Source organism: Mesorhizobium sp. M5C.F.Ca.ET.164.01.1.1, from assembly GCF_004792125.1.
Classification (GTDB): Bacteria; Pseudomonadota; Alphaproteobacteria; order Rhizobiales; family Rhizobiaceae; genus Mesorhizobium; species Mesorhizobium wenxiniae.
On record NZ_SRTG01000001.1, the window covers coordinates 2,114,617 to 2,128,274 of the forward strand.

At 61.7% G+C, this 13,658-nt stretch carries 11 protein-coding genes; 3 read left to right on the forward strand and 8 right to left on the reverse strand.

Translation table 11 applies throughout. From position 1 onward, the window contains the following. Positions 1 to 152 precede the first annotated feature (152 nt). Positions 153 to 1,199, reverse strand: coding sequence for an HlyD family secretion protein (locus EN807_RS10440; RefSeq protein ID WP_135934852.1), 1,047 nt, complete (start codon positions 1,197 to 1,199; stop codon positions 153 to 155). Positions 1,200 to 1,280: 81 nt separating this feature from the next. On the opposite strand from EN807_RS10440, the gene EN807_RS10445 reads away from it, so the two are divergent. Further along, a complete protein-coding gene (locus tag EN807_RS10445; RefSeq protein ID WP_065010566.1) occupies positions 1,281 to 1,907 on the forward strand; it encodes a TetR/AcrR family transcriptional regulator in 627 nt (208 codons plus the stop codon). 327 nt (positions 1,908 to 2,234) lie between these two features. Here EN807_RS10445 and EN807_RS10450 read toward each other — a convergent pair whose 3' ends face one another. The 3 genes from EN807_RS10450 to EN807_RS10460 all read right to left on the reverse strand — a co-directional run bounded on the left by EN807_RS10450 (position 2,235) and on the right by EN807_RS10460 (position 4,874). Beyond that, complete coding sequence (locus EN807_RS10450; protein WP_135934853.1) at positions 2,235 to 2,600, reverse strand: SPW repeat protein; 366 nt, start codon at positions 2,598 to 2,600, stop codon at positions 2,235 to 2,237. A gap of 264 nt (positions 2,601 to 2,864) precedes the next feature. After that, a complete protein-coding gene (locus EN807_RS10455; RefSeq protein ID WP_065010585.1) occupies positions 2,865 to 3,992 on the reverse strand; it encodes a patatin-like phospholipase family protein in 1,128 nt (375 codons plus the stop codon). A gap of 528 nt (positions 3,993 to 4,520) precedes the next feature. Further along, positions 4,521 to 4,874: a hypothetical protein gene (locus EN807_RS10460; RefSeq protein ID WP_246684053.1), complete on the reverse strand. Its 354-nt coding sequence runs from the start codon at positions 4,872 to 4,874 to the stop codon at positions 4,521 to 4,523. Positions 4,875 to 5,374: 500 nt separating this feature from the next. On the opposite strand from EN807_RS10460, the gene EN807_RS10465 reads away from it, so the two are divergent. Together EN807_RS10465 and EN807_RS10470 are read left to right on the forward strand one after the other, a co-directional pair. Next, on the forward strand, positions 5,375 to 6,013 hold the full coding sequence (locus EN807_RS10465) for a response regulator transcription factor (RefSeq protein ID WP_065010568.1): 639 nt from the start codon (positions 5,375 to 5,377) through the stop codon (positions 6,011 to 6,013). A gap of 115 nt (positions 6,014 to 6,128) precedes the next feature. Continuing rightward, complete coding sequence (locus EN807_RS10470; protein ID WP_135934855.1) at positions 6,129 to 7,973, forward strand: PAS domain-containing sensor histidine kinase; 1,845 nt, start codon at positions 6,129 to 6,131, stop codon at positions 7,971 to 7,973. A gap of 10 nt (positions 7,974 to 7,983) precedes the next feature. Here the strand turns inward: EN807_RS10470 and EN807_RS10475 are convergent, their stop codons facing one another. From EN807_RS10475 to EN807_RS10490, 4 genes are all read right to left on the reverse strand, one after another. Continuing rightward, positions 7,984 to 8,973 (reverse strand): ABC transporter permease, encoded by a 990-nt coding sequence (locus EN807_RS10475; RefSeq protein WP_135934856.1) that lies wholly within the window; start codon positions 8,971 to 8,973, stop codon positions 7,984 to 7,986. After that, complete coding sequence (locus EN807_RS10480) at positions 8,974 to 9,831, reverse strand: ABC transporter permease (protein WP_065010571.1); 858 nt, start codon at positions 9,829 to 9,831, stop codon at positions 8,974 to 8,976. Then, positions 9,828 to 11,588, reverse strand: a complete 1,761-nt coding sequence (locus tag EN807_RS10485) for an ABC transporter ATP-binding protein (protein WP_246684054.1) — start codon at positions 11,586 to 11,588, stop codon at positions 9,828 to 9,830. Before EN807_RS10485 ends, EN807_RS10480 begins: the two co-directional genes overlap by 4 nt. Positions 11,589 to 11,660: 72 nt before the next feature. Beyond that, a complete protein-coding gene (locus tag EN807_RS10490) occupies positions 11,661 to 13,217 on the reverse strand; it encodes an ABC transporter substrate-binding protein (protein WP_135934857.1) in 1,557 nt (518 codons plus the stop codon). Between the last annotated feature and the right edge of the window lie 441 nt (positions 13,218 to 13,658).

Genomic DNA, 13,658 nt, shown 5'->3' on the forward strand with positions numbered 1-13,658 from the left:
CATTCGTCTCCCACCAGCCATTCGATCAGTTCGACCGCGGCAGCCGAATGGCCGGGGCCGTCTCCGGTCGCAACGCGTGCTCCAGGTTTGCCGGATCCTGCAATCATGTTCCGTCCCTTTGCCTCGGCACATCCATGGCGCTGACCGTGATGCTAGCGAGCTAATTCCGTTGAGCCGCCGCTCCCGTCATCGATATCGACGCGCGCGGACAAGCCTGGGACGAGGCCGTATAGTGGATTGCCGACAAGCCGGATCTTCACCGGAACGCGCTGGACGACGCGAACGAAGTTCCCTGTCGCATTGTCCGCGGGAAGCAGACTGAAGGCGGACCCGCTGCCTGGCGAAAAGCTGTCCACAACGCCCTCCACGGTCTCTTCCGGGAAGCCGTCGATGGTAACACGCGCACGCTGACCGGCCCGGATATGTTCGATCTGGGTTTCCTTGAAGTTCGCCACGACCCACAGGTCGTTGACCGGAACGATATCGAGCAAGGAGGCGCCCGGCGCCACAAGTCGGCCGATGCGGACCTGGCGGTTGCCGACGACGCCACCGATTGGTGCACGTACCACGGTATTGTCGAGGTCGATTTGAGCGAGCTCCTCTGCCGCCCGGGCTTGCGCTACCGCGGCTACGGCGGCTTCGCGCTGGGCGTCGAGAACGGCGATGCGCTGTCGCTGTGCCTCCAGCGCTGCCGATGCCGCTGCCACAGCTGCTTCGGCTCTCGACCGCACGGCGTCGCTTTCATCGACCTGGGCTTGGCTTACCGCGCTGGTGCGAATGAGTTCGCGGCGGCGGTCGGACGCCTTTATCGCGAAGTTCAGCTCGGCCTCGGCCGAACGTCTCTGGGCTTCGGCCTGCCTGATGAGGGCATATTGAAGCTGGACTTCGGCATCGACATTGCCGAGGCGCGCCTGGGCGGCTTCGACATTGGCTACGGCTTGCGCGAGCCGTGCCCGATAGTCTCGATCGTCGATCCGGAACAGGACGTCACCGGCCTGAACGGCTTGGTTGTCCTGAACCTCAACCGCAGTGACATAGCCCGCAATCTTCGGCGCGAGGCCAGTCACGTCCCCGCGGACGTACGCGTTGTCGGTCGACGTCTCGTCCGAACTGGCCCACGCCCATCCCGCACCGAGGGCGACCACGGCTGACAAGCACAGCAGCAAGCCGACCGTCTTTTTCCTGCTACGTTGCGGCATGACGGCCTCCGGTAATTGGCGTTACCATTGACGTTTATGGTAATGGTTGTTACCAGTCAAGAGATGCATTGGAGTGGATGAATGGCTGCGGCTGCAAAGACCACGCGACGCAAGGGCCGCCGAGAGGCCCTCCTTCAAGCGGCCGCCGAGGTCTTTTTCGAACAGGGCTACGCTTCGACAAGCATCGACGCGATAATCGAACGTGCCGGCGGATCGAAACGCAACATCTACAATGAGTTCGGCAACAAGGAGGGCCTGTTCTCCGCCATCGTCAAGGAAAGCGCAGACAAGGTGCTGTCGCCCCTGTTGATCGAGGAAATAGAAGGCCACGATTTGCGGGCAACGCTGACGGCGTTCGGTCGGCATTCCATGGGCGTCTACATGTCGCCCACCTTGATCGGCATCTATCGAATTGCCGTCACCGAGGCCAACCGCTTCCCCGATCTCGTGAAGTCGTTCTACGAACAGGGGCCGGGTCGGACCACGATCCGGCTTGCCGAAGTCCTCGAAGCCGCCAGGGAACGAGGGGAAATCCAGGCGGATGATTGCTTGCGCCTGGCCGGGCACTTTGTAGGCATGATCCGCGACAACCTTCATCTGCAGGTCGTTCTCGGCCTCCGGCCACCGCTGTCGGAAAAAGAAGCGCAGGAGGCGGTCGCTTCCGCCGTGGAAATCTTTTTGAACGGCGTTCGACGCGGCCCGAAGTAGAAGGGCAATCGTCGTCGTCAGCACCCAGCTGTTTGCCGGGAGATCGGGCGGTGTGCCGCGTTCGACCAACAAGCCTCGATGTCGGCATGCCACGCGGCGCTCGTGAACGATCCGCCTCACATCGTCGGCGCAAACGTTGTCGCGCCGCATCCGCGGTTGGACGACGGGATCGTCCGGCATTTCTTCGAGTGTTGGTTCGGAATTCACGAGGTCCATGATCTGTCCCCTTGCCGGCTTGCGGTGTGGGTTTCACTTCGCGACCACCCGGAGCATCCAGGGGACGCTGGCAGAAACCACGCGCGTCCTCTGGTGCCGGCCCTGATGACATTACCTTCCGCCGGACTTGGTGCTCGAAGCCATCTGCGCCTTGCTGCCGCTCGAAAGCTGGATGATGGCGATCGTCGCGACGCAAAGCCCAACCAGGACGTGCGTCCACATCGCCGCCTGCGCCGATCCGAAGCCGAGCAGGAACGGGGCGAATACTGCCCAGCACCCCAAGGTGAGATTGGTCCACTCGGCCCAGGCTCCATAACGGTAGAGCGCCACTGCAGAGCAGCAGGCAATCAGTACGCCGACGATCCCCGCATTCCAGGCGGCGGGCAGCTCGGCGAATGCGAAGGCAGCGCAGGCCAGACATGCGCCCAGAACGAGGTTCGTCCATTCCAGCCCCTTGCTCGGTACTTCACTTGTCATCTTCATCTCCTTCTCCAGTCCGGCTTCGTGCCCACGCCATCGATGTCGGGGCGGCCGGGTACGAGGAGAATGAGAAGATCCCGCGCAACAGCCTATTCTACGCAGGCATCTGTCGGGCGATGCTAAGGTGTAGTGCGGCCGACCGCGGTGTTGGCCTGGATTATCGAAGCGCTTGGGGTCACAATGTTCTTTGGCGTAGGGATGCCGTCATTCTTACTGTCGAACACGCTCCTGCTGAGCAGCGCCTGATGTTCAGGATGCCGATCACAGCCGTCTGTCGGCGAATACAGGTCGGTCTTTCCACAGGTTTCCAGCCATGAAACCGGCGTAGCCGAGGTCATAGACAGCTTGCATATAGTTGGCGTTGAAAGGATCGAGCATCGAATAGGGTACCTGAGCGTCAATGGTCGCCAGGTGGAACCGTGCCCCGGTCAGCTTGGCGTAATTGTAGAGGATAGCCAGTTCGCTCTGTGTCTGGGACTTGAGGAGGACGAAGTACGCCCTTGCGATAACAGACAACGTTCTGTTCCGCGTGGTGGCGAACTCCGGTATGAGTGCGTTGTTTACGATCACATGAAAATCGACACTCTGGCGGTCGCTCGGCACGAGAGGATTCGTGCTTGCCAGAATTGCCTGTGGAAGAATCAAGACTTGCGACGTCGACCCTCCATCGGAATGCATTTCCTGGAAGCGACGTCCTCCTGACTCGGCCTCGATCATGACCGCCGGATAAACGCCCGGAATGCTCGCCGACGCGACCATAACGTCCTGGAACAACTTCAGGGCGTCTGGTTGGCCGCTATTGGCGATGGCGCCCATGTTCCACACGACGGCACGTTGGGTGTCGAGGTTGGTCGTGAGGACCAGGAGGCGACGCCCCTTCCGATGTAGGGCGGCAACCTGCTGCAGGACCGCTTGTGTGATGAGGTCCTCGACCATCCGCCTCATTGGCGTTGATCTCAGCAAGCTCGATCCAAGCAACCCGACGGGAAATTTGGTTGCGACAAGGTCGTCGGCGACGCCGCTCGTAAAGAGATGGACCAGCGTATCGTCATGAGCCGATCCGAGGAACGCGAACGGCGCGATCAGGGCGCCAGTGCTTACGCCGGTGACCACATCGAATTGCGGGCGGGTTCCGGCAGCGCTCCACGCCGAAAGCACGCCGACGCCGAAGGCGCCTCCCGCACCACCGCCGGAGATCATGAGGACATTGAGGCCATCCGGCTCGGTTGCCGGCGTCCAGTCGCGAACGTCTCCCGCTGCGATCCGAGCGTCGCGATATATCCGGATCTCGCCATAGCCGGGGATAGAAGCCTTCTCTGCTTCTGCAGCGTCAAGCGGTATGTCCGTGGCGGCGATCCGACCGTCGCAACCCCGGAACCAAACGAATATCGCAACCAGTGCCGCCAGCCCAACGAGCACCAATACTTTCAACGGACGCAAACTGAATCTCCAACGTGCTTGGCTTCGTGAACGCCGGAGCAAGTTCGCTCTGCCTGATGGCCGCGGATCTCCGACAACTCGGTCGAACGCCTGGCTTCCCGTGATGAGACTCGATCTTCATCAGGCAAGCCATGACGCCGGCAGCACGACACGCCCAACGTATCACGCGTATGGCGTGCTCATCGCTCGGTGATCAGCCGCATGGAGCAGGCTATCTGGAAAGCGCGGTTGTAGTCGATCAATTCAAGGATGATGGCGTGTCATACCGCGGTATAGGTAGTCTGCTGCAGTGAGTCGTGAGACCGCGGTTCTATCCGCTGTAATGATGGCTCCGTGCGCGTTTCCATCGTCTGAAGGGCACGCCTGACCCCCGACAATTCCAACCCGCCAGACTGCACCACGAAGCAGGCGCCGAGCGCGAGGAGATGGAGTGCCAACGCCGCTTTCATGGCTAGTTCAATCGCGAAGGCCCGCAGCCTAGTAGCCCTTCGGGGGAACGAAGAGGCAGATGGTCCTGCTGTCGTCGGCCCCGGCCACCGAGCACCAGTGATAGACACCGTCTGGGGAATTCTTCACCCGGCCGTCTCTATAGGCGACGACCTCGCCGGTCCCGTTGATGACGTAGCCTTCCGGTCGCTCGCTGATGGCCTTGTCGCTGACCTGGCGGCAGTCGATGCCGGAGCAGCACGAGTGCGGGTAGCTCCAGCCCAGCGGCTTGGCGGTTGTGGGCAGCGCCTCATGTGCACTGACGGGGCGCGAGAGCAGAATCAGCGCGAAGGACATGCCGGCAAGGGAAGCGCGGTGGAACGGCATTCCGGTCGAATTGCGCATTGTTTCCTCCATGGAGGCCTTTAGCCAGTACAGAGGAGAATGCGCCAGGCCGCGGCGCCAACCTATTCTACAGGGGTCTTTATGTTGCTCTGCATAAGTACAGGACACTTGCGCTTGGCGCTTGTGAAACCAGTCAGGATAGGCACTGTACAGCGGCTTCCGGCGCAGTAGCCGATTGCTGTGATGGCGGTGCGCCACTTTGAAAGCGGCGGAGTCCGGGGAGATTGGAACCCGCGGTCCGCACACCTATACCGAGGTCCAGGTCAGCCATTCAAATCGCTAGGTCCGATCACCCTTTGTAGTGTTGCGTTGCCAGCAGCCATACAGGTACGCAAGACCGGACGTACAGACTACGAAGTGACGGGCATAACCGGCCATCGACAAGTTCCGGCAACCTCGCGTGAGGCGCGGGCCTGGTTGACGTGTGACAGAAGCGCGGCTGATACTGACTGCGTGAGCGCGGCCAGTTCGTGTCAGCTTATCTCCCCGAGGCGAGAGTCATGGGCGTGGCAACTTCAGGAATGGCAGACAGTCCCATAACAATTTTGGTCGACGATGATGCAACGGTCCGTGACGCTCTGGAGGAGTTGCTGAATTCGGTCGGCATTGAGACGATGTCGTTTTCTTCGGGCCAGGAACTATTGGACGCCAAACTGCCGGACCGCCCAGGCTGCCTCGTTCTCGATGTGCGAATGCCGGGTTTGAGCGGCCTCGATCTTCAGAATCTCCTTGCAACCAAAGGCATACTGACGCCGATCGTATTCTTGACGGGTCATGGCGACATCGCCATGAGCGTCCAGGCGATGAAGGCGGGGGCAGTGGATTTCCTGACCAAGCCGGTGCGCGACCAGACGTTCCTTGATGCGGTGTCAACCGCTATCGCCAACGACGTCGCGCGAAGAGCGGCATCAACCGTATCGCGCAAGAACCTGGCCCTTTATGAGACCCTTACACCCCGCGAGCGGGAAGTGCTGAGGCTTGTCGTCTCCGGTGCGATGAACAAGCAGATTGCATTGGATCTCGGCATCAGTGAGATCACCGTAAAGCTCCATCGGAGCAACATGATGAAGAAGATGAACGCAAGGTCCATCACCCATCTCTTCAACGTGTGGCAGTCGCTTCCAGTCGAGAGCCGCTGAGCGCGTTCGGTTGCGGGAGAGGACAGGTGGACAATCAGACGCAGGGCTTCGTAGCTGACGTGGGTAACGGCCGCGACAGGGAGTGGGGCGTAGAGGCCGTCTCGAGAGGTCTGAAATGAATCTGGTGTCGACGAAACAACGCCGCGCCGTGGCATTGGCGGTCGGCGCTTCGAGCGTCTTGCTGGCACTATTCGTCAATGAGCCGTCCGGTCTACTGGTCGCGGTGGCGGTCATATGTATCTGCATCGGCTGGGAGGCCGGCTTGGTGGCCGTTGCCGCGGCCGGTCTGCTTTCATCAGTGATCCTGCTTCCGCAGGAGTCAGGGGCGACGAGCGGGGCGGTCCGGTTGGCCGTATTTGTCGTCGCGGCATTGGCCCTGTGGTTCGTGATAAAGATTTTCAGGACCATGAGCTTCTATAGCCGGGTCTACCGTGATGCCGGACCCAGTATTGCCGATATTCCAGGCCTCGGATGGTCGGCCTTACCGGATGGCCGCCTTCGCGCACTCAATCCCGCGGCGCTCGAATATGTAGGTGTCACGGCCGACGAGATGCGCCGGATCATGGATGGCGGTGATTATCATTGGACGCAGTTTATCCATCCTGACGATGTCGAGGCGAGCATGGCGCGATGGCGTCACAGCCTGCAGACGGGCGAGCCTGTAATCGACGAGCATCGTGTGCGAAGATTCGACGGAACGTATCGATGGTGTCGCGACACCGGGATTGCCTCGCGCGATGAGCACGGAAGGATAACCGGTTGGTATGGACATACGGCGGATATCGACGATCAGAAGAAGGCCGAAGCTGCGTTGCGTGAGCGTGAGCGCGAGCTGCGTTTGCTGGTCGATACAGTTCCCACCATGATCTGGCTGATGACGCCGGCGGGACTGCCGTACTATTTCAACAAACGGTTTGTCGACTGGGCGGGCATCGACTCGGCTAAGGAACAACCGCGAGGCACGCGGCAATTTGCCTCGCATGTGGAATTGTTCCATCCCGATGACCGGGCAGCCGTCAAGGCTGTGTTCGAGAAGTCCTTTGCCCGTGGAGAGCCACTCCAGCACAAGGGTCGACTGTGCCGGAAGGATGGCGAATATCGGTGGATTGATTCGCGCTTCGAACCGCTACGCGACGAAGACGGTACCATCCTTCGCTGGTACGTCGTCAACTTCGACATCGACGACGAGGTCCGCGCCCAAGAATCCCTGCGCCTCGCGGACGAACGGCTCGCGCGCGCCTTGCGCGCCGCCAGCCTCTCCGAATTGTCGGTGTCCATTGCGCATGAGCTCAACCAGCCGCTTCAGGCGGTGGTGGCCAACGCCGGCGCCTTCCAGAGATGGCTGAACGCCGATCCGCCAAACTTCAATCACGCCAACCGTGTCGCCCAGAAAATCATCAGAAACGCCGACGCGGCGGCACAGGTGATAACCCGCATCCGTGCGCTGTTCAGCAAGACCGAAGGCCAACCGCACGCGATCGATTTGAACGCGGTGATCCACGACGTGTGTGATCTCCTGGCCGACAGGCTCGCATCGAGCAGCGTCAAGCTTAACCTTCAACTCGATCCCGGCCTTCCTGCCACGGCTGCCGATCACGTTCAGATGGAGCAGGTCGTCCTCAACCTCGTCCGCAACGGCATCGAAGCGATGCAGGACGTCAGCATCGATGCGCGAAGCCTGCGGATCGTGTCGCGTCAAAATGACGGTACAGTCGAGGTCGAAGTGCGAGACAGCGGCCGTGGGTTCAGCGATCCGGAACGGATTTTCGAGGCGTTCTACACAACCAAGCCGGATGGAATGGGAATGGGTCTGGCAATCTGCCACTCGATTATCGAGGCACACCGCGGACGGCTTTGGGCGGAAAATGTCGGGACAGGGGGGGCATCCATAACCTTCAGGCTGCCCATCCGCGCTGCCGATTCGACCAAGACATCCACCGGCGCGACAATAAGCGCCTGAATGAGCGCTTTCAGAGTTTGATCCGGGAATCGGCCATCGACTGCGCGATCTCGATGAGTGTGTTGACCAGGATGTACAGGGTTCCGAAAACGATGGCGACGCCTAGCACTGCCGGTAGATCGGCGCTGGCAAAGGCCTGGACCGTATAAAGACCCAGACCAGGCCACCCGAAAACGCGCTCGACAACAAGCAAATTGCCGAAGAGAAGGCGCACCTGCAGGCTAAGCATCGACAGTGGGGCCGTGGCCGCGTTGCGCAAACCGTGGCGCAATAGCACCTTGGTCTCGCTGAGACCTTTGCCACGAGCGGTCCGGATGTATGTCTGCCTCATCACCTCGTGAAGCGCACCGTTCAGGCTTCGCCCGACAGCGATGCCGATTGGCAACGCCAGCGCAAGCGCCGGCAAGATCATGTGCAGCAGGGCGTCGACGCTGACTTCGGGCCGGCCGACCAGCATTCCGTCGATGACGTTGAGTCCCGTAGGGCCCGCGAAGTCGCGGTAGGCAAGTCGACCCGCTCCGGGAAGCCAATCGAGCCGGAACCAGAAAAAGTAGGCGAGAAGCAAGGCCGAGAGAAAGATCGGCGTGGAGCCCACTCCCACTATTGCGAGCCTTATGCCGCCCGATCCTGGAATCAGGAACTGAAGCGCCGCCATGACGCCGGCGAGCGCCACCCCCAAAGCGATCGCCGCCAATCCGAGCTCAAGCGTAGCGGGAAGGTACTGCCGGATGTCGTCGGACACCGGCTGCCGGGTCCTTACCGACGTCCCTAGATCCGCATGCGCGAGGCGCAATAAAAAGCGCCCATACTGAACGACAGCCGGATCCTCCAATCCGAGCTGCTCGCGCATCGCTTCGACCGTGTCCAGTGGAGCGTTCGGCCCGGCAATGGCCCGGGCTGGATCGGCGGGGATAATGCTTTGGAGACCGAAAACGATGAAGCTCATCATGAGAAGAACGACGACGGCGCCGACGATGCTTTTGGCGAGATATGCCAGCATCTACGCTCCCCTCAGCGCGGCACGAATGCCGTCACCCGCAAGGTTGGCGAGGAGGCAGAGGAGAAAGATGATCGCGGCCGGCAGGATCGGCAGCCACCAGTGGACGGTGAGACTGTCGAGGGTACGCGCCGTCATCGCTCCGAGTTCAGGCGCCGGCGCAGGCAGTCCAAGGCCAAGGAACGACATCAGCGACATCGTCATGATGACGTTGGCAACATCCAGCGACGCCCCGATGAGCAGGGCCGGGACCACACCCGGCAACAGATAGCGCAGCAGCAGGCGCGGACCGCGGATGCCGGCGATACGCGCCGCCTCGACATGAGGACGAGCCTTGAGCCGGCGAATTTCATCACGGGATATACGCGCGTACCACATCCACCAGACAACGGCGAGCGCGATCATCGTGTTGACGAGCCCCGGGCCAAGCGAAGCCACGACAGCGAGCGCGATAAGCGTTCCTGGAAGGACCAGGAACAAGTCGACGATCCGCTCAATGACCAAGTCGACCTTGCCGCCCGCGAGGCCAGAAACCAGTCCTACCAGAGAGCCCACAATGAGACTGAAACCGATAACGGCAAGCCCCGGCAGCCACGTATATTGAACGCCGAGGATGACGCGCGAGAACAGGTCGCGGCCGATCTCGTCGGTGCCGAACCAATGTCCGGCCGAAGGCGGCAGGTAGGCCCTGCCGACGCGCAGTTGTGGGTCGAACGGCGTGACCCAGGGCGCCAGCACCGCCACGACGGTGACAACAAGCACGCCGACAATGCCGGCGCTACCAAGCCAGCCGGCACGCCGGAAGAAATCGCGCCAGTTGAACCGGGGTCGCGCAGGCACAGTGTTCGGCCTGCCTGTCATGGTCCGCCTCCCGCCTGCAGGCTCGGCATCGCCGCGATGAGAGACCGCGTGTAGGCGGATTGTGGCGCGGCAATGATGGCATCTGGATCGGCAATCTCGACCAGCTCGCCGTCCTTCAGCACCGCGACACGGTCGGCGATGATCCTGGCGGCCGCCAGGTCGTGCGTGACGAACAGCATCGCCATGTCGAGCCGCCGCCGAAGGTCGCTAAGAAGGTTCAAGGTGGTGGCCGCCAACGACACGTCCATGGCGCTGATCGGCTCATCGCAGAGCAGCAGCCCTGGGGGGACGATTACCGCGCGTGCCAAAACGGCGCGCTGGCACTGCCCGACCGACATCTCGGCCGGCAGCGCGTCCATCAGGACCGGATCGAGGCCGACCAATTTCATTGCCTCTCCGACGCGACGGCGGCCGTAGTCACTGTCCGGCGAAACGGCCCGCAGGCGCTCGCCGATCTGCTCGCCGATCGTGAGCCACGGCGTCAGCGCCGCCACGGGGTCTTGAAACACGACTTGCGGAGGAAGCCTGTCGAACCGGGTGACAGTGCCGCTCTCGGGCACCACGAGCCCGGCAGCAATCCTCAGAAGGGTAGACTTGCCGGCGCCACTCTCGCCCACCAGGGCTACGCACTCGCCAAGCTTGATCGAGAGGTTCACCGACCTGAGAACGGCCTGCGGTTGACGCCGTCCCCAAAACGATCGGGTGCCTGTCGGATATGTTTTTCCGATGTTGGAGAGCCTCAAGGCGGCGGTCTCCTGAATCGCCTGGGCCGGCCATGGCTTCGCATCGGCGCGCTGCGCCGAGAGAGACGGGGTCTGTTCGTGGTGAAAGCAGGCGACTGCGCCATCATGGACGGAGGCAGGCGCCAGCGGTGGGCGGATCGCCATGCAATCCGGCTGGGCGATCGGGCAACGCGTCGCATAGGCGCAGGCGTTCTCAACCTTTATGGAGGGCGTGTGTTCGGACGGGAGAGTGGGAAGCGGGCGCCGTCGATCAGAGTCCAAATCGAATCGAGCGGCGAGCAGGCCGGCGGAATAGGGGTGCGCGGCATTGCGGGCCACATCCTGCATGCTGCCCATTTCAACGATGCGTCCGGCGTAGAGGACCAGGACGCGCTCGGCCAGCGAGGCCGCCACACTCAGATCGTGCGTGACGAACAGGATTGCCGTCTGCTGATCGCGGGCGAGATCGCGCAACAGGTCGAGGATCTGCGCCTGCATGGTGACGTCGAGCGCGGTGGTCGGTTCATCGGCGATGAGCAGCTTCGGTCTTGCCATCATCGCCATGGCGATCAGCACTCGCTGACGCTGCCCTCCCGACAGGCGATGGGGAAGCGCATCGGCGATGCGGTCCGGGTCGGGCAGGCCGGTTCGGCTGAGCCATTCTTCGATCGATCCCCCATTGGATTCCCGCATCTGGCGGCGGATTGTCATCGTGGGGTTGAGCGCGCCCATCGGATCTTGCGGGATGGCGCGGACGAGGTCGCGGCGGGCCGACTGCAAGGTGCGCCTTCGCGCGCCGACGAGCTCGATCCCCGCCAGCCGTATCGAGCCTGCAATCTGCGGCAGGTGTTCGCGCGGCAGGAGCCCCTGGAGCGTCAGCCCGATGCTCGTCTTGCCGGAACCGCTTTCCCCGACCAGTGCGATGATCTCGCCCCGAAACATGTCGAAACTGATGCCATCGAGGACGCGGGAAGGACGGCCTTCGCGACTGAGAACAACCGAGAGGTCTTTGACGGCGAGGACGGGCTCGGACATTCGGTGCGAAAGCTTGATCATCTGCGATACGAACCTGACCTGCTTCCAGCGATGGAACCGGATGGCCGGAGTTCAGGGTCCCCGGCGAACGGTGGCGAAGTCGATGTTGCCGGGCGGGTTCACGGGACGGAGTCCGAGGTCCGTCAGACCCTTGGCGTGGACGACCACATCGTTGACGTCGACAAGCGGGATGATGATGCCGGCATCGAAATACATCTGTCCCGCTCTCTCGTAGAGAGCGTCGCGTTCTTTGACGTCGGTCAACTGCCCGGCCTGGTCCACGATGGCGTCGGCCTCCGGCAGCGCCCGCCCAAAAAAATTGAGGGGAGCGTCTTTTGTGAAGAACGCCTTGGCCTGGCTATCCGGGTGAGCGGCGTCCGGGCCCGCGATCGTGAGTAGCAAGTCGGGAGGGTTCGGGTCATCCTTCAACGTGTAGGCAGCGCCGGAGGGCAGCACGTAAGCCGTCGCCTTTACGCCGATCGACGCCAGTTGCGCGATCATCAGGTCGGCGATACGGGCGTAGCTCGGGGCCGCGCTATGCAGGCCAATCACCAGATTGACCGGGCCATGTCTGGCGATCGCGGCTTTCGCTGCCTCGAAGTCGGTCGGGAACCGGATCGGATTGACCGGATCGAGCATCACGTTCGGATAAACCGACTTCGACAGGCTTGCGAACTCTCCAAAGGCGTCCTTGACCCACAGCGCCGGGTTGATCGCCGTCAAAACGGCCTTGCGGACCTCCGCGTCGTCGAGTGGCGAGTTCGGCTTAACGAAGAGATCGTATGGTATCATGCTCGGGGCGGTGGTGATCTCGAGACCACCCGGCAGGCTGGTGAGTTGCGAGAATGGATAGTTGAGCGGCACGGCATCGATCACACCCGCTTGCAATTGAAGTATCTGCTGGCTGATGTCGGGCACGACCGAAATTAGGATCTGCCGGAAGAACGGTCTGTCGCCCCAATAGTCGTCGTTGCGTTCGAGCACATAGCGCTGACCGCGTTTGAATTCAGCCAGTTTGAATGGACCCGTGCCGACCGCATGCTCGTTGAGCCAGGTCGTTGCGAAGTCCCCGTTGTCATGCTCGGCGAGCGCTGCCGGACTGATGATCTTGGGCCCCCATGGACTGGAAAGGGCATGGAGCAGCGAAGGCTGAGGATGGCCCAGCGTGAGCACGACCGTTGAATCGTCGGGCGCCCTCATATCCCTCACGTTGGCCAGCGTGTAGCTCTGGTTCAGTCCACGATCGCGGCGGCGTTCGAACGAACTCATGACCGCCGCCGCATTGAATGGCGTGCCATCATGGAACTTGACACCGTCGACCAGGTGGAAGGTGTAAGTCAGCCCGTCGTCCGAGATCTCCCAACTCCTGGCAAGCCGACCAACGATCCTGGTCGAACCCGGCTCGTATTCGACGAGACCCTCGTAGACGTTGTTGATTGCGCTTATCGCGCCGGTCTCGAACCCGTTGTCCGGATCGAAGGTGCCGATATCGGCCACGTAAGGTATGCGCAACACCTCTTGCGCGTTGACCGGCGCAATCCAGACCAGCAAACCGAGAGCGAGTCCCAGCATGCGCAGCCCGAAGCTGCGCTTGTAAGATCGTTCGGTCCGGTACGCGCAAATCTGCATGAAGGATTTCCCGCTGGCCTGGTACTTCACTAGGGACTGCAGGAAGGCCCGCAGTCAATTCTTGGCCAACGAGGCATTCCACGCTCTTGTCCAACCCAGCGTCCCCACCGATGCCATCAAGATCTTTTTGCGGCGCTCGGCATCGATGCGAATACCCAGACATTTTCGCACGATACGTCAGCCCGTCGATCTCGGTCTATGAGTATCAAGCAGAGGTTACCCTATCCCCAGGGTATAGTTCGCGACCCCGCCGGACAGGCATGTGGACCTTGCATGCGCGGATTCACTACAGAACGCGTTTGCAACTCCACATAGCGCAGATCGCCGACGTCGAGGTGGCGAAGGACGACCCGGTTCGGGTTCGCCGCGTCGTCACGGGCCCATCCATAGCGAATCGATTCGTTATCCAGCGAGGCATATCACCTCCAGGTTCTCGCGCCG